This is a genomic window from Escherichia sp. KTE31 (assembly GCF_000407925.1).
Taxonomy (GTDB): domain Bacteria; phylum Pseudomonadota; class Gammaproteobacteria; order Enterobacterales; family Enterobacteriaceae; genus Escherichia; species Escherichia ruysiae.
Map to the genome: position 1 here is coordinate 635,007 of NZ_KE136723.1, position 23,678 is coordinate 658,684.

The 23,678-nt window shown below is 49.4% G+C and carries 23 protein-coding genes and 1 pseudogene; 8 read left to right on the forward strand and 16 right to left on the reverse strand.

The features are described from left to right. Positions 1–259: 259 nt before the first annotated feature. The 3 genes from WES_RS10320 (at position 260) to WES_RS24260 (ending at position 3,633) form a co-directional block, all read left to right on the forward strand. Complete coding sequence (locus WES_RS10320; protein WP_016158277.1) at positions 260–2,236, forward strand: alkyl/aryl-sulfatase; 1,977 nt, start codon at positions 260–262, stop codon at positions 2,234–2,236. Between the two features lie 105 nt (positions 2,237–2,341). Then, a complete protein-coding gene (locus WES_RS10315) occupies positions 2,342–3,391 on the forward strand; it encodes a GGDEF domain-containing protein (RefSeq protein WP_016158278.1) in 1,050 nt (349 codons plus the stop codon). 104 nt (positions 3,392–3,495) lie between these two features. Next, the gene (locus tag WES_RS24260) at positions 3,496–3,633 is read left to right on the forward strand and encodes a hypothetical protein (RefSeq protein ID WP_258286514.1); all 138 of its coding nucleotides are present in this window, start codon (positions 3,496–3,498) and stop codon (positions 3,631–3,633) included. 43 nt (positions 3,634–3,676) lie between these two features. Here WES_RS24260 and WES_RS10310 read toward each other — a convergent pair whose 3' ends face one another. The 11 genes and pseudogenes from WES_RS10310 to WES_RS10280 form a co-directional block, all read right to left on the reverse strand. Then, positions 3,677–3,970 carry a hypothetical protein gene (locus WES_RS10310; protein WP_016158279.1) on the reverse strand — a complete coding sequence of 98 codons (294 nt, stop codon included), beginning with the start codon at positions 3,968–3,970 and terminating at the stop codon, positions 3,677–3,679. A 7-nt stretch (positions 3,971–3,977) separates the two neighbouring features. Continuing rightward, positions 3,978–4,292 carry a hypothetical protein gene (locus WES_RS22665; protein ID WP_071598994.1) on the reverse strand — a complete coding sequence of 105 codons (315 nt, stop codon included), beginning with the start codon at positions 4,290–4,292 and terminating at the stop codon, positions 3,978–3,980. A gap of 57 nt (positions 4,293–4,349) precedes the next feature. After that, positions 4,350–4,427, reverse strand: a pseudogene (locus tag WES_RS24510) (hypothetical protein); the annotation flags it as partial. Between the two features lie 69 nt (positions 4,428–4,496). Next, positions 4,497–5,003: a hypothetical protein gene (locus tag WES_RS10305; RefSeq protein ID WP_016158280.1), complete on the reverse strand. Its 507-nt coding sequence runs from the start codon at positions 5,001–5,003 to the stop codon at positions 4,497–4,499. A 1-nt stretch (position 5,004) separates the two neighbouring features. Beyond that, positions 5,005–7,743, reverse strand: coding sequence for an RHS repeat-associated core domain-containing protein (locus tag WES_RS23635; RefSeq protein ID WP_167578190.1), 2,739 nt, complete (start codon positions 7,741–7,743; stop codon positions 5,005–5,007). Next, on the reverse strand, positions 7,673–8,881 hold the full coding sequence (locus WES_RS24265; protein ID WP_167578192.1) for an RHS repeat domain-containing protein: 1,209 nt from the start codon (positions 8,879–8,881) through the stop codon (positions 7,673–7,675). The genes WES_RS23635 and WES_RS24265 overlap by 71 nt, the downstream gene beginning before the upstream one ends. Positions 8,882–8,920: 39 nt before the next feature. Then, a complete protein-coding gene (locus WES_RS10295; RefSeq protein ID WP_016235207.1) occupies positions 8,921–9,655 on the reverse strand; it encodes a PAAR domain-containing protein in 735 nt (244 codons plus the stop codon). Between the two features lie 4 nt (positions 9,656–9,659). Next, positions 9,660–10,088 (reverse strand): DcrB-related protein, encoded by a 429-nt coding sequence (locus WES_RS10290; protein ID WP_016158287.1) that lies wholly within the window; start codon positions 10,086–10,088, stop codon positions 9,660–9,662. Beyond that, positions 10,088–12,067 carry a type VI secretion system Vgr family protein gene (locus WES_RS10285; RefSeq protein ID WP_016235208.1) on the reverse strand — a complete coding sequence of 660 codons (1,980 nt, stop codon included), beginning with the start codon at positions 12,065–12,067 and terminating at the stop codon, positions 10,088–10,090. Before WES_RS10285 ends, WES_RS10290 begins: the two co-directional genes overlap by 1 nt. 902 nt (positions 12,068–12,969) lie before the next feature. Next, positions 12,970–13,056 (reverse strand): DUF5445 family protein, encoded by an 87-nt coding sequence (locus tag WES_RS24735; RefSeq protein ID WP_353598197.1) that lies wholly within the window; start codon positions 13,054–13,056, stop codon positions 12,970–12,972. A gap of 169 nt (positions 13,057–13,225) precedes the next feature. Beyond that, complete coding sequence (locus WES_RS10280; protein ID WP_016158289.1) at positions 13,226–13,843, reverse strand: glutathione S-transferase family protein; 618 nt, start codon at positions 13,841–13,843, stop codon at positions 13,226–13,228. Positions 13,844–14,109: 266 nt separating this feature from the next. On the opposite strand from WES_RS10280, the gene ansP reads away from it, so the two are divergent. After that, a complete protein-coding gene (gene ansP, locus WES_RS10275; protein WP_000033724.1) occupies positions 14,110–15,603 on the forward strand; it encodes an L-asparagine permease in 1,494 nt (497 codons plus the stop codon). Between the two features lie 125 nt (positions 15,604–15,728). Here ansP and WES_RS10270 read toward each other — a convergent pair whose 3' ends face one another. After that, complete coding sequence (locus WES_RS10270) at positions 15,729–16,790, reverse strand: 7-bladed beta-propeller protein YncE (RefSeq protein ID WP_000550658.1); 1,062 nt, start codon at positions 16,788–16,790, stop codon at positions 15,729–15,731. Positions 16,791–17,030: 240 nt separating this feature from the next. Here WES_RS10270 and pqqU point away from each other — a divergent pair, with 240 nt between their 5' ends. Continuing rightward, entirely contained in the window at positions 17,031–19,133 is a 2,103-nt protein-coding gene (pqqU, locus tag WES_RS10265) for a TonB-dependent receptor PqqU (protein WP_016235209.1), read from the forward strand. Positions 19,134–19,172: 39 nt separating this feature from the next. Here pqqU and curA read toward each other — a convergent pair whose 3' ends face one another. Next, positions 19,173–20,210, reverse strand: coding sequence for an NADPH-dependent curcumin/dihydrocurcumin reductase (gene curA, locus WES_RS10260; protein ID WP_016158292.1), 1,038 nt, complete (start codon positions 20,208–20,210; stop codon positions 19,173–19,175). A gap of 180 nt (positions 20,211–20,390) precedes the next feature. On the opposite strand from curA, the gene WES_RS10255 reads away from it, so the two are divergent. Beyond that, positions 20,391–20,909 carry a GNAT family N-acetyltransferase gene (locus WES_RS10255; protein WP_000027830.1) on the forward strand — a complete coding sequence of 173 codons (519 nt, stop codon included), beginning with the start codon at positions 20,391–20,393 and terminating at the stop codon, positions 20,907–20,909. Then, positions 20,906–21,355, forward strand: a complete 450-nt coding sequence (locus tag WES_RS10250; protein ID WP_016158293.1) for a DMT family transporter — start codon at positions 20,906–20,908, stop codon at positions 21,353–21,355. The genes WES_RS10255 and WES_RS10250 overlap by 4 nt, the downstream gene beginning before the upstream one ends. On the opposite strand, the gene ydcY is transcribed toward WES_RS10250, so the two are convergent. Both ydcY and WES_RS10240 read right to left on the reverse strand, forming a co-directional pair. Next, positions 21,356–21,589: a DUF2526 family protein YdcY gene (gene ydcY, locus WES_RS10245; RefSeq protein WP_000018633.1), complete on the reverse strand. Its 234-nt coding sequence runs from the start codon at positions 21,587–21,589 to the stop codon at positions 21,356–21,358. Positions 21,590–21,674: 85 nt separating this feature from the next. Then, complete coding sequence (locus WES_RS10240) at positions 21,675–21,848, reverse strand: GhoT/OrtT family toxin (protein ID WP_000051844.1); 174 nt, start codon at positions 21,846–21,848, stop codon at positions 21,675–21,677. A 193-nt stretch (positions 21,849–22,041) separates the two neighbouring features. On the opposite strand from WES_RS10240, the gene yncL reads away from it, so the two are divergent. After that, the gene (gene yncL, locus WES_RS22690; RefSeq protein WP_071598995.1) at positions 22,042–22,137 is read left to right on the forward strand and encodes a stress response membrane protein YncL; all 96 of its coding nucleotides are present in this window, start codon (positions 22,042–22,044) and stop codon (positions 22,135–22,137) included. Between the two features lie 98 nt (positions 22,138–22,235). On the opposite strand, the gene patD is transcribed toward yncL, so the two are convergent. Next, on the reverse strand, positions 22,236–23,660 hold the full coding sequence (gene patD, locus WES_RS10235) for an aminobutyraldehyde dehydrogenase (RefSeq protein WP_001163916.1): 1,425 nt from the start codon (positions 23,658–23,660) through the stop codon (positions 22,236–22,238). Positions 23,661–23,678 lie beyond the last annotated feature (18 nt).

Here is a 23,678-nt window from a genome sequence, read left to right on the forward strand (position 1 = left end):
TCATGTGTTATTTGATGCGAAATGATGTGCGATATATGCGCCGTCACTTTAATAACGTACATATACTATTAGCTTCCGCGCCAATACGCACCCGTCCTGTAACATACAGAATCTATTCTTTATTTCTTATCATATTAAGAAAATTCACGACATCCAGCTTGCTGATTTATTAACGCCAATTATAGTTATTCTTGCCCTCAATCATAATTTTCACTCGTAATATCCTTTCTTTTACAAAGCCTTTCTGGAGACACTTGCGATGCAGCTTAACCATATTGCTAAAAGTCTGCTAGTCATGGGATTATTCACAACAAGTTCACTTCCTCTCATCGCAGCAGAAGCGCCAAAAGAGGCCTCCGCTGCCACCCAACAAGCGAATAACGCACTTTATAGTCAATTGCCGTTTTCCGATAACAGCGATTTTGCTGATGCTCATAAAGGTTTTATTGCTCCTTTACCTCAGGAAGTGATTAAGGGTGAACAAGGGAATGTTATCTGGAACCCACAGCAATATTCTTTTATCAAAGAAGGCGATAAAGCACCTGATACTGTCAATCCAAGTTTATGGCGTCAGGCGCAACTGATAAATATCAGCAGCTTATTTGAAGTGACTGAAGGCGTCTATCAGATTCGCAATCTCGATTTATCAAATATGACCATCATTGAAGGTAAAGAAGGTATTACCGTTGTTGATCCACTGGTTTCAGCAGAAACAGCTAAAGTTGGCATGGATCTTTATTATAAAAATCGCGGTCAAAAACCAGTGGTGGCGGTTATCTACACGCACAGTCATGTCGATCACTACGGCGGCGTTCGCGGCGTGGTTGATGAAGCTGACGTTAAATCAGGAAAAACAAAAATTTATGCGCCAGCCGGATTTTTAGAAGAGGCTGTTTCAGAAAATATTATGGCTGGCAATGTAATGAGCCGACGAGCCAGTTATATGTACGGTAACTTGTTGAAACCTGATGCTAAAGGTCAGGTCGGCGCTGGGCTGGGAACAACGACCTCAGCCGGAACGGTTACATTGATTGCCCCCACCAACTACATCACCAAAACCGGACAAAAAGAGACTATCGACGGGCTGACCTATGATTTTCTGATGGCGCCCGGTTCCGAAGCACCTTCCGAAATGCTGTGGTTTATTGAAGAAAAGAAACTGATCGAAACCGCAGAAGATGTCACGCACACCCTCCACAACACCTATTCGCTGCGTGGTGCCAAAATTCGTCAACCTCTTCCGTGGTCTAAATACATCAACGAAGCACTCAATCTGTGGGGCGATAAAGCGGAGATTATTCTCGCCCAGCATCACTGGCCAACCTGGGGTAACGATAACGTTGTCAAACTGCTAAAAAGCCAACGCGATTTGTACCGTTATATCAACGATCAAACGCTACGCATGGCGAATCAGGGGCTGACTCGTGATGAAATTGCCGCAAACTTCAAATTGCCCTCTTCGCTTGCTAACACCTGGGCGAATCGCGGTTATTACGGTTCAGTGAGCCATGATGTGAAAGCAACTTATGTGCTTTATCTCGGCTGGTTTGATGGTAATCCTGCGACTCTCGATGAACTGCCACCAGAAGAAGCCGCTAAAAAATTCGTGGAATATATGGGCGGTGCTGATGCCATTTTACAAAAAGCCAAACAGGATTATGACCAGGGAAATTTCCGCTGGGTTGCCCAGGTTGTCAGTAAGGTAGTGTTTGCCGATCCAAACAACCAGGCAGCAAGGAATCTGGAAGCCGATGCGCTTGAACAGTTAGGCTACCAGGCCGAATCCGGGCCGTGGCGTAATTTTTATCTCACTGGCGCACAGGAATTACGCAATGGTGTGCAAAAACTGCCTACGCCAAATACAGCCAGTCCTGACACCGTTCGTGCCATGACGCCGGAAATGTTCTTTGATTATCTTGCTGTGCATATAAATGGCGAGAAAGCGGCAGACGCTAAAGCAGTATTGAATTTTGATTTCGGTGAAGATGGCGGCACTTATAAAGTGGAACTGGAAAACGGTGTGCTCAATCACACTGCTGATACGCAAGCCTCTGACGCCGATGCGACTATCACCCTCTCCCGCGATGTCTTGAATAAAATCATCCTGAAGGAAGAGACATTAAAAGAAGCCACGGATAAAGGCGAAGTAAAAATCACTGGAAATGCGGAAAAACTCAACGAACTGTTAGGGTATATGGATAACTTTGAATTCTGGTTCAATATTGTAACGCCATAATTTTCGTGTAAGTCGGGCAGGTTCCCTGCCCTTTTGGGGTTATAAACAAAAATGAATTCTGACAAAAGAAAACACCCTCATTATTCATGGAAAAACCGGCAGGATATGGTTATTCGCGGTATGGCGATTAGCCTGCCGTGGTTTGCGTTGATTAACATCAGTTTTGCATCGTTGGTTTTGCTTCGAGGGGTTTTGTTTAATGAAGGCACGACTCCATGGTTTAATGAGAAAAATCTTGTACACACTATTGATATTTCATCATTAGGTATTTTGCTAATCAGTGGTCTTTTATTAGTTAGCCCACGCAACAAAGTACAGTATATTCAGCAGTTATTGGTCATACTAAGCCTACTATGGTCATGGTGTTGTTTTTATTTTATTGCACACTGGACGCTACCTTTTGCATATCCACTGTGTGTATTACTAATGCTTAGCGCCGTTGTTGCGCTATATTTCCACACCCCATCACTCCTCGCATTTATCATTCCCTTATGGTTTACCATCCCGTTAGCCAGTCTTGTGCTCAATCAGTATGTGAATATTCATTTTGCTGTTATCTGGAGCATTTTTTCACTGGCTCTCTATGGCGGACGGTTTATTTTGTTGCGTTGGTTTGAAGAAGCATGGCAACAAAATAAGAACAACAACCAGTTGATTCATCGCCTCGATGCATTAGCTCATCGCGATCCTTTAACTGGAGTGGCAAACCGACGAGCGTTGGATAGTATTTTACGCGATGCCGTAGAACAAAAGACGTCGTTCGTTTTAATTATGCTGGATGTCGATTTTTTTAAACGCTACAACGACACTTATGGGCACCCTGCTGGCGATCGTTGTCTGATACAAGTTGCCGACGCACTGCAACGTGCAATTCGCCAGCCCGAAGATGTAGTTACGCGCTATGGCGGTGAAGAGTTTGCCATTATTCTTTTCAATGCGGGCTTGCAGGAAGCCGAAGCGATAGCAGCCAGAGTTAAGCAAGAACTTAAACTGGCAGCGATTGCGCATCAGACATCTTCCGTGAGTGAAGTTGTTACGGTTAGTCAGGGGATTACCTGTTCTACCCCCGCAAAAACGGCTGAACAAATAGTTGCTGATGCCGATGCCGCGTTATATCGAGCGAAAGAAAATGGGCGAAATCGGTGGGCTTTGTAGGCATTGGGGATGGGCAAAATGACAAACGCCCACCTCGCAAGGCGTGACTTGTGATAAACCAGCTTCCCCGCAGTAACGGCTATTAGATCGACACGGGTGTTAACGTGAAGATCTCGGAAGGTTGCCTGATCCTGCTAGCGGATAACAACGAAGTACAGGAACTGCGCAGGGAACTTTACCAGGTCAAACAGGCGGTTAAGGGGATGCGGAACGGGATGTTTAGTGTGCTGAACGAAAGCTAAATAATAAAAAGCCGGGAAGATTTAATTTTCTTCCCGGCTTTTTTTAAAGTTTATTTATAGCTTGGTTAATTTCAAATAATAATGAGACAATATCTTTCGCAGAACCATTATAAATGGGAGTATCCCAATCAAAATCCTTTATCAAACAAATATAAAACTTCCCATTTATATCAAAAGATGGTCGCCACCCAACATCCAAAAGATACCCACCAGGATATTCAACCTGGAGCATATCTTCCTTAAGTTCATCTCGCTGTTCATTAAGAGGGATGCTTTGTTTCAGGGAGAAGTCATTAAAAACTATATTCCCTTTTTTTCCTAAGAAATCAATGTTCATGATGTTGTTAGCCTTCGGAATTCATCGAGTGATATAGGATGTCCATGTATTGTCCCACCGCTAAGTTCAACTCGAACCCATTGAGATCTTTACCCTCACTGGCCCCAATAACTTTTCCCATATCTTTTACTTTCCATGGTTTACCGTTCGTAGCAGGTGTGCCTGTATTAAAAACATCGTATTCCAGCGTTTTAATATCAATATCGGGAGAATATTTTGCCGGGCCTGATTTTGTTGATTTAATTATATCCTTCCATGATTTGTTTTTTGGAGGAAAATGTTTGTATCCATGATTTGTCCATTCAGGTTGCCCACATTTCAAACCCAGAGGATCGATCCAACTTATTGGATTAGGCGCATAAGCATACAGGTTCAGCCCGCCTCTTAGCCCTATCGGGTCAACACACCGATACTGCCACGTCTCGCAATCATAGTACCGGAACCGATGATAGTACAGTCCCGCGTCATGCTATTAAAGACAATGTAGTTCGATGATATGTGTCATCCCTCAATTATTTTTATAAAATCATATATTATCTTCCTGCTGCAGGAATTTATTATAAAAATAAAGCTTTTTGTCTAAAAATAAAAAATGATACCCAACCGACTTTAGATCATTATTTATGACAGATAATAATTCGTTCCATTCATAGATATATTTATATTTATTTATAAGCAACACACTTTCGCTCGAATTTAACCTAGAAAGTTCATCCGTATTTATGGAGATCCAATTTGAATAAATTTTAATATTCTTTTTTTCTATTTTAACATCTAATAATACCGTAAAGGATTCACATAAAAAATTGCATTCAAAGTCAACCCCGCAAATGATACCATCAAGCATTTTGATAATATCATCAATAATTTCACTCAGGCAATTAAGGGTTAGTGAAATATGAACACCATTCCAGTTTATATAAAAATACCCGGATGATATGGGATATACGGAAAATATAGCCTCCGATAAATTAATATCCTCTTCATCCATGAGGCCTTTTTCATAAGTATCATCAATTTCTATTTTGAACATATTACTTACCCTTTTCAAAAATGGGTCCTGCTGTCGATGAGTCAATTGGAAAACCGTGAAAAGTCCCATCCCCATTATTTCTGACCCGAATTTTATCCGGTTTAATAGGTACTCCATTTCCCCCGGGAATATAAACTTCACTCTTACTATTTTGATTTATAGGAAAATCTTTCATCTCTCCCGGTTTTAGCGTGGCAGCTTGTTCTCCAGCATATTTCAGATCATCCTTGCTTCTCCAAACTCCATGAGGATTCTTTTCTTTATCTGCAATTGCTTGAGCTGCGTTAGGATGTAGTTTCATCCCATGCCTTTTCCCTCTTGAGTAACCATTCTCGGCTTTTAAGCAGGTGGTATTTAACCCAAGCGGATCTATCCAGCTTACTGGATTTGGCGCATAAGCATATAAGTTTACCCCGCCCCTTAAGCCTATCGGGTCTGGCTGCGTAAACCGCCCACACTCCGGCGCATAAAATCTGAACGTATTATAGTGAAGCCCCGTTTCCGCGTCAAAATACTGCCCCGCGAACCGCAGGTTTTGCTCCACTGTCAGAACCGTATGCGCGCTTACCGCTTCTGTTTCCAGCCCCCACAGTGTGTGGCGCGCTTCATAGACCAGCTCCCCGGACTCACTGGTCATCGCTTCCGGCAGGCCATTCAGTGCCGTGTGGTAGTAATATATTGTGGTTTTCGGCGGGCGCGTGTCCTGCGGTTCTATCACCTGCCGGGTAAAACGATCCACCCTGGCCAGCGGCTCATAACTGTCACCGTTGTAGACATACAGGACCTCTGTGGCCTTACCCGGACTGTCTTCACCCCGCAGCCGCATCCCGTCCCAGATAAAACGCACCCTCTCCGGGGCTGGTTCTGCTTCCCCCTCATCATGCCACCGGTACAGCCGCTTCCCCGTCCGCCGCCCGAGCAGGTCGTAGTCGTATTCCACCCGCTGCCACCGGGAGCGCGCCCTGTCCGCAAACCGCACTTCCACCATCCGGTTATCGCTGTTATAGCGGTAATCCTGCCGTTGCGCCTGTTCGTCCGTGCGCCTGCTCATACGCCCGAAGGCATCATACTGGTAATGCCAGCCCCGGTACTGCATTAACTGGTTATTCTTGATCGCCGGACCGCGCTCCTCCATCAGGTTTCCGGCCAGATCGCAGTACTGCCGCACCGTGAAGTGCTGCTGTGCGCTCAGGATCTGCCCGGCGCAGTCATACTGGTACCAGGTGCTGCCGCTGCGTTCCTCTGGGGAAAGCAGCGCCTGCGCATCCTGTGTCCGGTGGTAACGGCTCATCAGGAAACCACGCTGATCCCAGCTGTAACGCTGCTCCAGCAACGGTGTTCCATGCCGCTGCTGCGCCATCTGTGCCAGACGGGCAGTTACCCGCCCTGCGGCATCATATTCCGTGCGCAGTGTCAGGCTGCCCTGAGTACGGCTGATTTCCTGGTGCAGGCTGTTACGTTCAAACTCAGCCAGTACCGTCTGCTGCCCGTTGTTGTCTTCCAGATTGAGCTGTTGCAGATGCCCGCTGCCGTAGTACAGCCGCTTCAGGCGGCGACCATCCGGCATCTGCGTTTCTGTGCGGTTACCCAGTTCGTCATAGCGGTGGGTAAAAACGCCCGCTTGGTTATGCTCTTCCAGCAGGCTGCCATACTCATCCGTAACCAGATGCAGCGAGTCCTGCGCAACGACGTTTTCATCCCCGCGCTGTTTCCTCTGCCAGTCATCCGGCGCAAAACGCTGGAGAGTCAGCGTGTTTTTTCCATACCGGTAACAGACAGCGCCATCCCCGTTCTCCCGGTACTGCACCCGTCCGGCAGCATCATACGCCAGCCGGGTGACCTGCGGTAAAAGCGCCTCCTGACCGGACGCCACGGGAGCGGGATAGCGGGTTATCCCACAGATATTGCTCCGGCTGTCATACCGGTACACTTCGCGGCAGCCCGTCAGATCGCAGGATTCTTCCAGCCGCGACAGGCTGTCACGGCTGAAACGGTACGCTTCATTTTTCTGGTTATACAGCGCAATAAGCTGCCCGCTGGCATCATATTCGAAGCGCACCTGGCGCTGTTGAGGGTCAGTGTGGCGGATAACCTGCCCGCGCAGGTTATAGTCAAACCGGCTGCTCTGACGAGCCGGATCGGTCACACCGGCAAGCTGTCCACGGGCATTGTAGTGGTAGGTGGTTTCGCCACCATCAGGGCGGATTCGCTTTTGCAAGCGGTTCGCTGCTGAAAACGTCTGCCGGGTGCTGTTACCCTGTGCATCCGTCACGGCCGCCAGTCGCCCCTGTTCATCATAATACAGGTAGGAGGTATACCCGGAACAGTCCGTCTGCTGCGTTAACTGCCCACGATTATTCCAGCCATAGCGGTACAGGTTGCCCCGTGCATCCTGTACGCTCTCAATCAGCCCGGAAGCATCATGGTTATAGCGGGTGATGAGGCCTGCCTGGTCAATAGTTTTGATGCGATCGCCAAAGACGTTGTAAACATGACGTAAGACCAGCCCTTCGGGATATTCCTCTTTCAGCGGAAAGGCAAAATCCCGGTCCCAGTCAAACCGGTATTCCTGACCGACGGGATCAACCACCTGGATCAGGTTGCCACGCTCATCGTACTTAAAGCTGTGTTCATACTGTGCGGGATCAACCACCCGCAGGAGTTCCCGGTTATCCCCCCCATTCATACAGCCAGCAGATATCCGGGGCAGGCTGCCAACGGGTAATGTTGTACTGCTCATCCCATTCATGCAGGCTGTCCGGCCTGCCATCACCATAATGCAGCGTGGCCCGGCGCGCCGCCGGATCGTAATCAAACCGGATCTCCCCGCTGCGCCGTTTGCCTTCCTGTAGCCAGTGCCGGACAACATGAAAATGACCGGGAAGACCGGAAGTGGGCTGCCAGCGGTAATGCGCCTGGATGCCATCCGCCGTCTGGTGCATGGTCAGGCGCTCGTGCTCTTCATCCCAGGCAAAACGGCGCATCACGACCCCGTCAGCATCCACGACGGCGGTTAGCTGCGCCTGTTCATTATATTCATAACGAATACGCAGTACGCCCGGCCGGGTATCCTCCTGCCGGTACTGCTGGTATACGGCCCTCAGACGGGAATGCTGCGGATGATAGTCCAGATGCAGGCAGAGGGCCTGAAGATCATCCTTGATCCGCACCGGCAGCCCCCGGTCATTGTAGTAATAGCGGATACCGTTCAGATGGCGATCGCATTCCTGAATCAGGCGGAACCGACCATCATGCAGGGGATCTGCCTCAAAAATCTGGTACTGTCCCTGTGCGCTTTCCAGCACGAACATACCAGCCAGGGGATGATAAAGCCGGAAACCTCCGTCCACATAGAACATGGCTCCGCCGACCGGAACATCTCCCAGCCCCAGCTCCCTGCCGGACATGTCATGAAAAAATATCTGCTCGCTGTCCTGCGTTCCCGGTACAGCAGGTTCCTGATGCAGAAATACCTCAAACGGCAGGCACCAGCCCCGGCCAAGAATACCTTCATTGCCGTTAAGGCTGCTGTAAACCCGCTGCCATGCCAGTAGGATTACCCCGTCACAGGCAAAATCCAGCTCATCCTCTCCGCCCAGTATTTTTACACCGGAGGCGATGTGTACTGGCCTGGCAGTCTGTGATGACGCCTGTTGCCCGGAGGAGAGGTAGGATGACATACCGGAAAGCACTCCTCCGCCCAGTATTCCCAGCGTGTTGCCTATGATTGAGCCACCCAGCAGGCAGGGCAACTTCCCCGCAAATACCCTGGCCGATGTCCTGCAAAACAGAGCCTGAACCGAGCTGACCAGAAATCCTCCGGCAATAAGCCCAGAATAGTAAGCGAGCATATTTTTGCCGGTGTGTATTTCTTTCACCACCAGGCTGCGCCCGCCTATACGGACTTTCGCACTGGCCTAGGTATGGGCAATCACTGCCTCGCAGGTACTGCGATCACCGTTACGACAGGCAGGCTGGCTGTTAATACGTACGGTTTCTGAACCTTCAGCCAGATACTGTATCGGTTGCGGGGGATGTTTATCACAATGAATCGTGTCCAGAAGCCGTGGCTCGACATGCAATGCCGGATTGGGGCCGTCCACCACCGGGTTGCTGATGGATTCCCAGACCTTACTCCAGAATCCCTGCTCATCTTCCTGAGACGGGGTACTTTCTCCTTTGAGGTAAGCGGCAAGTTTCTCGCCTGCCATTCTGCCCAGTTCTGCCGGCAAAAGAGGAATTTTGGCAATCATAATAGTTTTTGCCACAACCCCTTTAACGAGTTGCATCCCCTTACTGTCCGGTGGATTGGCCGCTTCCGCCTCCAGCAGTGCCAGTAATATTTCATCCGGCACAGCACCTGCCGCACGGGCGGCTGGCATGGATTTCACATTAACGTTGTTTGAGCCTGAGGTTATCGTTCCTTTAACATCCGGGGGAAACCAGCTACTGACCGTATCGCCGAGTTCAGAAATAACATCGCTGAAAATAAACCCGGCAGTCAGCCCTACCACCAGTCCAACAGGGTTGGCAGAGGCACAAAAAAGCACCCCATAGCATACCCCCTCGACCAGCCCCCCCATGAAATCCCCCAGGAACGACGTGTGCTCAAGAGGATCTTCCTTTTTGGCCGCCATATAATCTGTTCCCATGACATTACTCCGTTACCGTCTCACGCGGGACAAAACTGTCCAGGATATTCCGCCAGATCTCGTGATCCTGCTCAGTAAACGGATGAGCGAGCGTCCATGCGAAGGCCAGCAGCGATTGTCCGGACAGGATAATGTGTTGTTGCTGGTAATGAACCAGCCCGGAAATCTCTGCCTGGCAGGCAAACTGACAGACACGTTTTCCTGCCTGCACGTCAGTAAACTGCGGCTCCGGGATTTGCACATGGCGTACATCGCGCTTAATTTTTTCAATCTGGGCGGTGACATAATCTTCCAGTGTCATGGCTCCTGACAGAATGTCCCGCGAGATAGTCAGAACAGCCTGTAATTCCGGCAGTCTCAAAACATGTGTGGTACAGTCCCGCCCTGAAGCCGGTAACGTAAGCTGTCCTTCATTAAAGTGATAATCCGGCATTATTTTTTCTCCGGTTGCTGCGGGGGAAACTCGGCGGTGACACGCTCAGAAATAGCCGACGGTGTCAGTTGACCGGGCTGTTCGATACCTGACTTTGCACCGTCCATGTTCAGATCCAGTATCTGGACTGCGGTAATTTGTCCTCTCTGGGCGGCATAAAGATTGAAATTGGTGCAGGACAGAGCAACCGTACCGTTGGCCAGCATGAGCAGCTCAGACTCACCGCATTGCAGATGAATGGCGTTTCCGGCGGCAAGATGCAGCGTGCCCTGTACGAGTGTTTCATGATCCCCGCCGGTCACTATCGACTGCCCCTGCTGCACCGCAATCTGACGTAAACTTTCCACATGCGTGAACTGAGCAGATTTAACGCAGGTACTCTGCACCCCAGTCACTGAGATATCCTGGTTGCCACCCACCGTTTCGGTATGGTTTACCTTCACATCCGTAGTACGGTTATTCAGCACCTCGGTATCCATGTTCTTCTGTGCGTGGATGTAGAACTGTTCTTTCCCTGTCGCATCGTCAAACTTCAGCTCGTTAAACCCGCTGCCCATGTACGTTTTGGAGCGGATCGTCATCTGCGTCTTCGTCCCCGGCAGGCTACCCGGCGAGCGGTTATCTTCGTGGTAAGTGCGCCCCATAATGATCGGCTGATCCGGGTCGCCGTTGAGGAAGTCCACAATCACCTCCTGACCCACACGCGGTATCGCCAGGTTGCCGAACCCCGTTCCCGCCCACGCCTGTGCCACCCGTATCCAGCACGAGCTGTCCTGGTTTGACGGGTTATAGCGATCCCAGTTGAATTTCACCCGCACGCGACCATGTTCATCACAGAAGATTTCTTCCCCTTCTGGTCCCGTCACAACGGCGCTCTGCGGGCCATCCACCAGCGGTTTAAGCAGCGGCTGTGGTCGCCATGTTCTGTCTGCCGGTATTACTGCGAAATGGTTATCCAGCGTTGTGCCTGAACCACTCCGTCCTGGCACCGCCTGTGGCTGTTCACCGTGCAGTTCACTCGCCACCACCTGCCATTCCCGGTTCAGGTTCTCCTGCGGATGCCCCGTCAGCACAATTCGCCGTCCCGGCCATATCTCCGGCGAGCGGCTCATTCCCCGCGCGGTTTCTGCGTTGTTTCGCCAGCCGTCCATCTGCCAGCGGGCAAAGTTCTTGCCATGTGCATTTTTGAAACGCCCCGGCCAGTCATACACTTCATACTGTGTGCGCTGGTAATCCTGGTGCTGGCCTTCCTGGTCAAAACGCCCGGCCCAGCCGGGGCGTTTAAAGGTGTAGTCTTTGGTCACCACGGAAGAAGGTCGGATTTGTGCGCTGTAGCGGAACTGGCTGATGCAGAGGGTGCTCACCTCGGTACGGGTGTTCGGATTCCAGGGGATTTCAAAGGATTCCGGCAGATAGCGGACCGTGTCGCACAGAACCAGACTCTGGTCGGTACTTTTCTGCGCGTGCTCCTCATAAAAGAAGATGCCTTCCTCCGCCGCCATCCGGCACAGAAAGTCGTAATCAGTTTCACCGTACTGGACACAAAACTCACGGGAAGGATGCGGCTCACTGAACAGCGGGCTCCACTCCGTCACGTCGTTTTCCTGCAGTATGGTGCCGAGGATGCTTCTGATGTCCTCGTTCTGGAAGATACGAAAGTTCTGCCGCAGTCCTGCCCGCCACAGGGGCGGGTGCACCTTCATGCTGTACAGCATCTGGTGTTTGTCGTTCTCCCCCAGTTCAAACCAGGTCACCACGCCTTTCACCCGGCGCTGTACGTCATCGCCCTGCCATATCGTCAGGTAGGCCATCTTGTCCAGCACCTGCTGAAATTCAAGGGAGAGAAACTGCTGACTGACCAGAGAGAGGTCGAGGGAAAAGAGCGAAGAGAGTGACTGGTTCAGGTGAAAGGAAACCACCGCAAAAGCGTCCGGTGGCAGGCCGTCCACTTCCAGTGTGAAACGTAATCCGGTTGACATAGCAACCTCCGGTAAAATGAATAATAATCCGCACATATTGCATGAACAACACGTTGGGTGATGAGATAAGCGGGACGACTTCAGGCGTTATCGGGGGAATATCAGAAAAGCGTCATGGTTATGTGAGAATTTTGTCCGGGATTTTATTTCAGAGAAACGGATGTCTGTTCAGGCAAAAAAAAATAATCACAAACTCAACTGACTGGTTCTTGATGTTATTCACGACAGGCTCGTATATCACAGTGAGTGACAAAAAGTACCTGATATAAAAGTCAAACCAATATTCATAATGTCTTTTTATTCACAACAATAAATAATTTAATAAACATCATTGAAATGAATGATGGGTTGCATAAAGAATATACGCTACCGCCCCACCCTGATAACATAATCTGCACTTTGCCATCTTAACGTCATTAGACACTGACCTGAAAGAATATAATCTAAATTAAGAATTTATCAAATTCATCGTATGAATATATTAAGAGAATGGTATAGAAATTAATAATAATTAGCTCCATTTTAATTATTTCAGAAAAAATCTGTGGCGAGTATTTTACGCTCAGCGATGGCTTTATCTGTCATTTCTCTATACCCAGAATGACCATTTCCAAAACACAGCGCACCAACTGAGGCTCTAATGACCTTGCGTCAGTGGTAAGAGTACCTGATAAATTGTTCTCAAAATGTTGTTCCCCCTTGACCTCCGTCTGATGTATGCCCCTCTCGTGGTAATCTATTGATTAGGTTATATTAAGAATCAGCATTTAAAATACATCCATTTTCTTGAAAGAAATCAATATGTGTACTTATCAATAGATGTTTTAGCTCTCCTCAGCAAGTTCTTTATATTTGTAGTCCAGATAATTACCAATTAATACAAAGGGGCTGCTTTGTTGTTTTTAGCATATTAGGCTGATATTTTTATTTGCACTAATTGCATCTCCAACCCCAAGCATATACGCCATTAATATAGAAGTTCGTGACATTAACAATGTGAAAAATTAGTTTCTTTCCAGAGCAGATGAAATAGATAACCTGAATTAAAGGATGAGTGCTATCAATCACAAAAAAATGCAATATTATTTACATTGATTACGCCAGCCATTGTGGATAACCCTATCGAATAATAAATAACATCATTTTCTTGCATTCCACTCAAATAATTTCATTCCTTTTTAATACTTGCTGTAGCTTTGGCAACTGACATACTGCATCAGCAATCGCACTGATATTCTGCGCATTATCCTGAAACCATTCATGCCCCGGCCCCCATGTGCGCATGACGCAGAGATAGCAGTCCACCAACGTTAGCTGCTCGCCAAACGCATAAGGTTCAGCGGTCAGTTGTGTATTCAACCAGATATAAAGCGACTTTCGGTATTCAATAACATTCTTCTTCAACTGTTCAGGCGTGTCAGGTGCCCAGCGTTCAGGGTAATCGGCGAAGGTAAACGTTGGATAGACATTGGCGACCAGCCAGACCAATAACCGTTGAAACTGCTGGCGTTCGGTGCGCCCAACAGGTGGTGCAAGATCCGGGCGGCGGTCGAGAATCATCAATGCAATCGCCGCCGTCTCCGTCATAATCTCGCCATTTTCCAGCGTCAGTGTCGGAACCTGACACAATGGATTTAACGTTTTCAGCAAATCGCGTGAAGCTCCCTCGCGGTCAAAACCACTGACATCAACAAACTTATAGGGAATATCAGCCAGAGTCAGTATCAGTTCACTGATGGTGGAACCCCATCCTGGTACGCCATAAACCTTAATCATATCTCCCCCGTACAGCGTTAAAGCTTAAGTGTAGGTCAGTAAACAGGGCAACCCGGACTAAGATTTGTCATTTTTTCAGCAATCCTTTTAATCCCCACTCAACTTGTAAGGGGATATTTTGCATCGTTTATCGATAACAGGTAGGATGCTGCGCCGATAGTTTTATACCCATAAAGAATAATGGTGATAACTGTCATCGCCAGGATGAATAAACATTGTTCATGGCGACTTATAAGACTTTTTCAACGAAGCAATCAGGGAGAGCAATGAGTAAACACGACACCGACACTTCAGATCAACACGCCGCGAAACGCCGCTGGCTTAATGCCCACGAAGAGGGTTATCACAAAGCGATGGGCAATCGTCAGGTGCAGATGATCGCCATTGGCGGCGCGATTGGGACTGGTTTGTTTTTAGGTGCAGGTGCCCGACTGCAAATGGCCGGCCCGGCACTGGCACTGGTTTATTTAATCTGCGGCCTGTTTTCGTTTTTTATTTTGCGTGCGTTGGGTGAGTTGGTATTACATCGCCCTTCCAGTGGTAGTTTTGTCTCTTATGCCCGTGAGTTTTTGGGTGAGAAAGCCGCTTATGTTGCCGGCTGGATGTACTTCATCAACTGGGCGATGACGGGGATTGTCGATATCACCGCCGTCGCACTGTATATGCATTACTGGGGCGCGTTTGGCGGCGTGCCGCAATGGGTATTTGCGCTCGCTGCGCTGACCATCGTTGGCACCATGAATATGATTGGTGTGAAATGGTTCGCAGAGATGGAGTTCTGGTTTGCGCTGATTAAAGTGCTCGCCATTGTGACCTTTTTGGTCGTGGGTACAGTGTTCCTCGGTAGCGGTCAGCCGCTGGATGGCAACACCACTGGCTTTCATTTAATTACCGATAATGGTGGCTTTTTCCCGCACGGTTTGCTGCCTGCGCTGGTGTTAATTCAGGGCGTGGTATTTGCTTTTGCCTCCATCGAAATGGTCGGAACTGCCGCCGGAGAATGTAAAGATCCGCAGACTATGGTGCCAAAAGCAATTAACAGCGTGATTTGGCGTATTGGCCTGTTTTATGTCGGTTCTGTCGTGTTGCTGGTCATGTTACTGCCGTGGAGCGCCTATCAGGCCGGTCAAAGTCCTTTTGTGACCTTCTTCTCTAAACTCGGTGTGCCGTACATTGGCAGCATCATGAACATTGTGGTGCTGACCGCCGCGCTCTCCAGTCTGAACTCTGGCCTCTACTGCACCGGGCGTATTCTGCGTTCGATGGCGATGGGCGGATCTGCGCCGGGTTTTATGGCGAAGATGAGTCGCCAGCATGTGCCGTACGCCGGGATTCTGGCGACGCTGGTTGTGTATGTCGTTGGCGTATTCCTCAATTATCTGGTGCCGTCGCGCGTATTTGAGATTGTCCTGAACTTCGCGTCATTGGGAATTATCGCCTCCTGGGCGTTTATCATTGTTTGTCAGATGCGCCTGCGTAAAGCCATCAAAGAAGGTAAAGCAGCGGATGTCAGTTTTAAACTGCCTGGTGCGCCCTTCACGTCCTGGCTGACATTACTGTTTTTACTGAGTGTGCTGGTGCTGATGGCATTCGATTACCCGAACGGGACTTACACCATCGCGGCGCTGCCGATTATCGGTATTCTGCTGGTTGTGGGTTGGTTTGGTGTACGCAAACGCGTTGCCGAAATTCACAGCACTGCGCCGGTAGTCGAAGAAGAAAAACAGGAAATTGTGTTTAAACCTGAGACGGCGGGTTAATTGCAAAATGTGCCCGGCTACGAGCCGGGCATATTCATATTGCTGACGAGGTGCTCCGCTTGCCGAATGCAGCGCTTGCGCCGCATCCGGCCTACGAAAGACAAACTCCTCCATGTCTGTGTCTGTTACAGCGCAATACGAATCACATCGTCCGGCTGAGTGGCTTCTTGCTGTTTAGTCGATTTTTGCTTCACGCTGACATACAGCGTTTTGCCATCGGCAGAAAGCGCCAGGCTGTTAGGATGGGTCGGCGTGTCGAACGTTTTCACCACTTTGTAGTTTTTCGCGTCAATCACACTGACTTTCCCCGCCTGCCGATGCGTCACGTAGGCTTCATTACGCGCCGGGTTAAACAATACAGCCAGTGATTCCGGTGCCGCTACCTTCGCCAGAATATTGCCGTTACGGGTATCGACCACTAACACTTCTGCCGCTTTGGAGTCAGTGATAAATGCTCGCTGGTTGGCAGTATCGAGACTGATGTTGATAAAGAAATGCTCTTTGCCATCATCCAGCAGCTTTTTACGGCTCAGGATTTTATTGTCGGCGGTGTCGATGGTAATCAATTCGCCGTCAGCGTTAGTGGTGTAAAGACGTTTGCCTTTGCTATCCAGCGCCAGACCGGTACTCATTTTACCGGTGTTCTGGATGGCAGTTTTCAGTTTGATATTCTCGCCATCAACCACCCAAATCACACTCTCTTTCCCAATACCGCTGATGTAAACAGTGTTCGTAGCATCATCAGCAACCAGCTCACGCGGCTGTAGCGGACGCACTTCTTCTGTACGTTTGCGATCGTCCAGTACCAGACGCCCTTTCACTTCGCCCGTTTTGGCATCAATTGCCGTGACCGCACTGTTTACTGTGTTACCAAACCACAACGTTTGAGTCGCGTTGTTGATAGTGGCGCCAAACGGCTTGAGATCGTTATGAATTGCCTGAGTGACTTCCAGAGTCACCGGATCGAGACGATAAACCACACCGCCTTTGTCCAGTTTGCGGCTTTGCGATGTGGCGAGCCACAGCGCGTTTTCCTGCTGGCTATAAGCCATTTCGTAGGCACCTTTACCTACCGCTTTACGCAGCATTTCTTCCGCTGCCTGCGTACTGAATGATGAAGCAACGAGCAATGAACCTAACAGTAGCGAACCACGCAGGCGCGATGAAAACAGATGACGTAAATGCATGACGACTCCCTTTGATGAACCGATTTATAGCTGCTTCACAATGCTTCGTTGAGCATAATCTTCGTTACGCCCTTGTTATAAATGGGAATGGTAATCATTATTTTCTCAAATGTGGAGCATTTCTTGTCGCTACGACTACAATTTTCCCAATTGATTAACGTATTGTGCCGTTTTGTTTTCTATAAATTTACAAATTCATTACCATGACGGTGTTTTCCCATTCTTAACCTGGCTTTTTTCATGAAGATCTTTTCCGTCCGACAGACCGTTTTGCCCGCACTGATTCTCCTTTCTCCTTCAACTTTTGCCGCTAATGAACAAACCATGATTGTTAGTGCCGCGCCGCAGGTAGTTTCTGAACTGGACACACCCTCTGCGGTAAGCGTGGTCGATGGCGAGGAGATGCGTCTGGCAACGCCGCGCATTAATTTGTCTGAATCACTGACCAGTGTGCCTGGTTTGCAGGTACAAAACCGGCAGAACTATGCGCAGGATCTCCAACTGTCTATTCGCGGATTTGGTTCCCGTTCCACTTACGGTATTCGCGGTATTCGCCTGTATGTTGATGGCATTCCCGCCACTATGCCTGACGGACAAGGGCAAACGTCTAATATCGATTTAAGCAGTGTGCAAAACGTGGAAGTGCTACGAGGCCCCTTCTCTGCCCTGTATGGCAATGCGTCTGGCGGCGTAATGAACGTCACCACACAAACCGGCGAACAGCCACCAACTATTGAAGCCAGCAGTTACTATGGCAGTTATGGTAGCTGGCGCTATGGACTGAAAGCGACGGGCGCAATGGGCGACGGTACCCAACCTGGCGATGTTGATTACACCGTTTCGACCACGCGTTTTACAACTCACGGCTATCGTGACCATAGCGGCGCACAGAAAAATTTAGCCAATGCCAGACTGGGCGTACGCATTGATGACGCCAGTAAGTTAAACCTGATTTTCAACAGTGTGGACATCAAAGCCGATGACCCTGGTGGGTTGACCGAAGCAGAATGGAAAGCGAATCCGCAACAAGCGCCTCGTGCTGAACAGTACGACACGCGTAAAACCATCAAACAAACTCAGGCTGGATTACGCTACGAGCGCAGCCTTAGCGCGCAGGATGAGATGAGCGTGATGATGTACGCAGGCGAACGGGAAACGACCCAGTATCAGTCGATCCCGATGACCCCGCAGCTTAACCCGTCACATGCAGGCGGTGTTATTACCCTGCAACGTCATTACCAGGGTATAGACAGTCGCTGGACACATCGTGGCGAACTGGGTGTTCCGGTCACTTTCACTACTGGCCTGAACTATGAAAACATGAGTGAAAACCGAAAGGGTTACAATAACTTCCGCCTTAATAACGGCGTGCCGGAGTACGGGCAAAAAGGTGATTTGCGTCGCGACGAACGCAATCTGATGTGGAACGTCGATCCCTATTTACAAACCCAGTGGCAACTAACCGACAAACTGTCGCTGGATGCTGGCGTGCGCTACAGCTCCGTGTGGTTTGATTCTAACGATCATTACGTTACCCCCGGCAATGGTGATGACAGCGGTGATGCCAGTTATCACAAATGGCTTCCTGCGGGATCGTTGAAATACGCCATGACCGATGCCTGGAATGTCTATCTGGCAGCCGGGCGCGGTTTTGAAACACCAACCATTAACGAGCTTTCTTACCGTGCTGATGGGCAAGGCGGTATGAACTTTGGTTTAAAACCGTCCACCAACGACACAATCGAAATCGGCAGTAAAACGCGTATCGGCGATGGCTTGTTTACCGCTGCGTTATTCCAGACCGATACCGATGATGAAATCGTTGTTGATAGCAGTAGCGGCGGGCGTACCACTTATAAAAATGCCGGGAAGACGCGTCGTCAGGGGGCCGAGCTGGCGTGGGATCAGCGTTTTGCCGGAGATTTCCGTGTGAAAGCGTCGTGGACGTGGCTTGACGCAACTTATCGCAGCAATGTTTGTAACGCTCAGGACTGTAATGGTAACCGAATGCCCGGGATCGCCCGCAATATGGGCTTTGCGTCGTTAGGTTATGTGCCAGAAGAAGGCTGGTATGCAGGCACAGAAGCACGTTATATGGGCGATATCATGGCGGATGACGAGAATACGGCAAAAGCGCCCTCTTACACTCTCGTCGGTTTGTTCACCGGCTATAAATATAATTACCGTAATATGACAATAGATTTATTTGGTCGTGTCGATAATTTATTCGATAAAGGATATGTCGGCTCGGTGATTGTTAATGAATCGAATGGTCGATATTACGAGCCTGCGCCTGGGCGGAATTATGGTGTAGGCGTAAATCTCGCATGGCGATTTGAATAATATTCATTAGTGGCGGCAAGAATGCCGCCACCTGAAATGTTAATCATCATCCGCAACACGGATCACGACTTTGCCGAAGTTTTTACCATTCAGCAGGCCGATAAATGTCTGCGGGGCGTTTTCTAAACCATCGGTAATTTGTTCACGATAGTGAATTTTCCCCTCCTTCACCCATTGCCCCATCTCTTGCTGGAGCTCATGGATGCGATGACCATAATCCTGACTAATAATAAACCCTTGCAGGCGAATACGTTTTTTCAGCACCGTAGCCATAAGTAGCGGTAAACGATCCGGCCCGGAAGGCAGTTTGGTGGAGTTATAACCGCTCACTAAACCGCAAACGGGAATACGCGCGGATGTATTGAGTAAAGGCAGCACCGCATCAAACACCTTTCCACCAACGTTTTCATAATAGATGTCCACGCCTTTCGGACACGCTTTCGCCAGTTGTTCGGCAAAATCATCTGCGTGATGATTAAGACAAACATCAAAACCCAGAACGTCTATGGCATGACGACATTTTTCCGCGCCACCGGCAACACCCACCACGCGGCAACCTTTTAGTTTGCCGATTTGCCCCACTGTCGCGCCAACCGGCCCCGTTGCTGCAGCAACTACCAGCGTTTCTCCCTTTTTGGGTTGACCGATATCCAGCAGCCCCATATAAGCCGTAAAGCCAGGCATTCCCAGCACACCCAGTGACCACGAAGGATTTTCCGGATGATCGCCAAGTTTCACCAGATCATCGCCACTGGATATGTCGTAATCCTGCCAACCGCTGTAACCCAGCACCCAGTCGCCAGGCTGGTAATCCGGATGATTAGATTCCACCACCCGACTCACCGTGCCGCCGACCATCACGCCACCAATATCAACCGGTGGTGAATAAGATGGCTCATCGCTCATGCGCCCGCGCATATATGGATCCAACGACAGGTAGACCGTGCGTAATAACACCTGTCCTTCACCCGGTGTGGCGACATCATCTTCTTCAAGACGGAAATTCTCCGGAACCGGCGCGCCGTATGGACGCGACGCCAGAACCCAACGGCGATTACGCTGCTTTTGTTGCCCCATAATGCTCTCCTATGCTTTTGGCATGAATCCATCAATAGTAGCAGGCTCACTGGATTGGTTTTGTTTTCAGCCGTCACATCCCCTCTGCAACACGCAATAATTTCATCGAGGAATCCGTTGCTTCGGGCTGTTTTCGATAGTATTGATAACGTCATCATCATTATTTTATCGAGGCTTAAGATGTCCATCCGTTCTGCCCGCAAAGCCGATTGTGCTGCAATTGCGGAAATTTATAACCACGCTGTACTGCATACGGCAGCTATCTGGAACGACCAGACTGTGGATACAGATAACCGCATTGCCTGGTTTGAAGCACGGACTTTATCGGGTTATCCGGTGCTGGTGAGCGAAGAAGATGGCGTAGTTACAGGATATGCCTCGTTTGGTGACTGGCGTAGTTTCGACGGTTTTCGCCATACCGTGGAACATTCGGTTTATGTCCATCCGGATCATCAGGGTAAAGGTCTTGGGCGAAAATTGTTGCGCGCGTTGATTGATGAAGCGCAGAACTGCGGTAAGCATGTGATGGTTGCCGGCATAGAATCACAAAATCAGGCGTCGTTGCATCTGCACCAGTCGCTGGGATTTGTCGTCACAGCGCAAATGCCACAGGTAGGCACTAAATTTGGTCGCTGGTTGGATCTCACCTTTATGCAATTACAACTCGACGATCGTAGCGAACCGGATTCACTCGAATGAATCAGTCGCTTACCCTTGCCTTTTTGATCGCTGCCGGGATTGGTCTTGTGGTGCAAAACACATTGATGGTACGCATCACCCAGACATCCTCTACCATTCTCATCGCCATGCTGCTGAATTCACTGGTGGGGATTGTGCTGTTCGTGTCTATTTTGTGGTTTAGGCAAGGAACAGCAGGCTTTGGTGAACTGGTGTCCAGCGTGCGCTGGTGGACTCTAATCCCTGGTTTGTTGGGATCGTTTTTTGTTTTCGCCAGTATCAGCGGATATCAGAATGTTGGCGCGGCAACGACCATTGCTGTACTGGTCGCCAGTCAACTTATTGGTGGTCTGGTGCTGGATATTTTCCGCAGTCATGGCGTGCCACTTCGGGCGCTGATTGGCCCATTTTGCGGGGCAGTTTTATTGGTAGTTGGCGCCTGGTTGGTGGCCAGACGCACGTTTTAATCAGAGGATGGTGCCGCCTTTGGTTAACTGTTCGTGGCGCGCTTCCATATCTTCTTTATGCTTGCGACCGTGATGAGCAATTGCGGTGCGCAAACGCTGCTGCTGGGTGTAACGATCTTCCCGGCTTAACTCTGCGTCATCGCTCAGGGCGATTAACAACTCGTTCATATGGGCAATGACGCTCTCCTCAATCGCGGCATCCACGCGCGCGATGACTTCATCCAGATGCGACATACTTTCTCCTCAGCCACTTGTGAAATTTATCGATTCACCCAAATGATATAAGTCTGCGTTGTGCCGTCAAGCCAGCGAGTGAGATTTAAAATAGAGAAAACAGTAGCGCCACCGGAAAACTCATCGGCCATGTAATCCCCACCAGAAAGGCGCTCAGAAAGCGAATGCTCTTCTTATCGTGGGAAAGAAACCAGGTAATGAGAAAGGCGATTGCTGCCATGACAGCATAAAAAACAAGCAAACATTGAAAAAGAGACATGTACGGGCATCCAGCCAGATGAATAAAACGCGCGCAAATATGCGTCATTTCTTGATGTATATCAAGTTTTCAGTCCATTTGAGATAAATTCAATAACCTACGGCATGTTCTTGTCCATCTTCAGAATAAGTATGATTGCGGATTTTCTTAACCCGTACTATACACATAAGGGCTATGACAAAAGGTGGCAAAAATGAACGTTTCCAGTAGAACTGTAGTGCTGATAAATCTCTTTGCTGCTGTTGGGTTGTTTACTCTTATCTCTATGAGATTTGGATGGTTTATCTGATGTAGCAAAATTGCACGCAGTACGCACTGTCAGAGAAAAATCAACTCTCTGACAGTGCGTTAGATCTTCTCACACTCTCCAGATTTACAACATTATCCTTAATGTTTAACCATTACGTGGCGTACTACGGTGTAATCTTCCAGCCCATAAAGTGACATATCTTTGCCATAGCCTGAGAGTTTCTGCCCGCCGTGCGGCATTTCACTTACCAGCATGAAATGGGTATTAACCCAGGTGCAGCCATATTGCAGACGCGCGCTGACGCGATGCGCCCGACCAACATCTTTCGTCCATACCGAAGAGGCCAACCCGTACTGGCTGTCATTCGCCCAGTTAACCACTTGTTCTTCGTTATCGAAAGCCGTCACGCTCACTACCGGCCCAAATACCTCTCTTTGGACGATGGCATCTTCTTGTAACGCACCCGCCAGCAGTGTCGGCGCATAATAATAACCATTACCCTGCCGTTTTTCACCGCCGGTGATCACCTTAATGTGTCCCGTCGCCTTCGCCTCTTCCACCGCCCGGCTGACGCGTTCGAGATGTGCCTGCGAACTTAAAGGACCAAGCTCTGTGGATTCATCATCCGGCGCGCCTGATTTTAACGTTGCCACTGCGGCACCAAGTTTTTCTACCAGCACGTCGTAAATGCCTTTTTGCGCGTAGATACGACAGGCAGCAGTACAATCTTGCCCGGCATTGTAATAGCCAAATGTACGCACACCTTCGACAACCGCTTCAATGTCAGCATCATTAAAGACAATCACTGGCGCTTTACCGCCAAGTTCCATATGAGTGCGCTTAATGGACGGTGCGGTATGACTGATGATGTGCTCCCCAGTGGCGATAGACCCCGTCAGCGACACCATCCGCACTTTGGGATGACCGGTCAGCGGATCGCCCACCGTTTTGCCTCTGCCAAACAGTACGTTGATCACGCCTGCCGGGAAGATATCTTTCGCCAGTTCTGCCAACTTCAACGCTGTCAGCGGGGTAATTTCTGATGGTTTAAGCACTACGCAGTTCCCTGCCGCCAGCGCCGGAGCCAGTTTCCACGCAGCCATCATCAGCGGATAATTCCACGGTGCAATAGAGGCTACAACCCCCAACGGATCGCGGCGGATCATCGAGGTATGACCTTCAAGATATTCGCCTGCCGCCAGACCGTTCAGGCAGCGCGCCGCTCCGGCGAAAAAGCGAAAGACATCGACAATCGCCGGAATTTCATCATTGAACGCACTATGCAGCGGTTTGCCACAGTTACGGGACTCCAGTTCGGCAAAAACCTGACCGTTTTCTTCGATAACATCCGCCAGTTTCAGCAGGCATTCTGCACGCGCTTTCGGCGTGGTTTGCCCCCATTCAGCAAATGCTGCATCTGCCGCGCGAACAGCAGCATCCACCTGTTCTGCGGATGCCTCGGCAATCTCCAGTAATACTTCCCCCGTTGCCGGATTATAGACAGGCTGTTTTTCCCCTTCGCCGCTAACCAATTCTCCGTTAATCAGTAACTTATGTTGCATAGCATATTCCTGTATCAG

Excerpts from the sequence above, each read along its gene's own strand:
- WES_RS10320 (WP_016158277.1), top strand. The coding sequence starts at position 260 with ATGCAGCTTAACCATATTGCTAAAAGTCTGCTAGTCATGGGATTATTC.
- WES_RS10315 (WP_016158278.1), top strand. The coding sequence starts at position 2,342 with ATGGTTATTCGCGGTATGGCGATTAGCCTGCCGTGGTTTGCGTTGATT.
- WES_RS10310 (WP_016158279.1), bottom strand. The coding sequence starts at position 3,970 with ATGAACATTGATTTCTTAGGAAAAAAAGGGAATATAGTTTTTAATGAC.
- WES_RS10305 (WP_016158280.1), bottom strand. The coding sequence starts at position 5,003 with ATGTTCAAAATAGAAATTGATGATACTTATGAAAAAGGCCTCATGGAT.
- WES_RS23635 (WP_167578190.1), bottom strand. The coding sequence starts at position 7,743 with ATGAGCAGTACAACATTACCCGTTGGCAGCCTGCCCCGGATATCTGCT.
- WES_RS10295 (WP_016235207.1), bottom strand. The coding sequence starts at position 9,655 with ATGGGAACAGATTATATGGCGGCCAAAAAGGAAGATCCTCTTGAGCAC.
- WES_RS10290 (WP_016158287.1), bottom strand. The coding sequence starts at position 10,088 with ATGCCGGATTATCACTTTAATGAAGGACAGCTTACGTTACCGGCTTCA.
- WES_RS10285 (WP_016235208.1), bottom strand. The coding sequence starts at position 12,067 with ATGTCAACCGGATTACGTTTCACACTGGAAGTGGACGGCCTGCCACCG.
- WES_RS24735 (WP_353598197.1), bottom strand. The coding sequence starts at position 13,056 with ATGTCACGAACTTCTATATTAATGGCGTATATGCTTGGGGTTGGAGAT.
- WES_RS10280 (WP_016158289.1), bottom strand. The coding sequence starts at position 13,843 with ATGATTAAGGTTTATGGCGTACCAGGATGGGGTTCCACCATCAGTGAA.
- ansP (WP_000033724.1), top strand. The coding sequence starts at position 14,110 with ATGAGTAAACACGACACCGACACTTCAGATCAACACGCCGCGAAACGC.
- WES_RS10270 (WP_000550658.1), bottom strand. The coding sequence starts at position 16,790 with ATGCATTTACGTCATCTGTTTTCATCGCGCCTGCGTGGTTCGCTACTG.
- pqqU (WP_016235209.1), top strand. The coding sequence starts at position 17,031 with ATGAAGATCTTTTCCGTCCGACAGACCGTTTTGCCCGCACTGATTCTC.
- curA (WP_016158292.1), bottom strand. The coding sequence starts at position 20,210 with ATGGGGCAACAAAAGCAGCGTAATCGCCGTTGGGTTCTGGCGTCGCGT.
- WES_RS10255 (WP_000027830.1), top strand. The coding sequence starts at position 20,391 with ATGTCCATCCGTTCTGCCCGCAAAGCCGATTGTGCTGCAATTGCGGAA.
- WES_RS10250 (WP_016158293.1), top strand. The coding sequence starts at position 20,906 with ATGAATCAGTCGCTTACCCTTGCCTTTTTGATCGCTGCCGGGATTGGT.
- ydcY (WP_000018633.1), bottom strand. The coding sequence starts at position 21,589 with ATGTCGCATCTGGATGAAGTCATCGCGCGCGTGGATGCCGCGATTGAG.
- WES_RS10240 (WP_000051844.1), bottom strand. The coding sequence starts at position 21,848 with ATGTCTCTTTTTCAATGTTTGCTTGTTTTTTATGCTGTCATGGCAGCA.
- yncL (WP_071598995.1), top strand. The coding sequence starts at position 22,042 with ATGAACGTTTCCAGTAGAACTGTAGTGCTGATAAATCTCTTTGCTGCT.
- patD (WP_001163916.1), bottom strand. The coding sequence starts at position 23,660 with ATGCAACATAAGTTACTGATTAACGGAGAATTGGTTAGCGGCGAAGGG.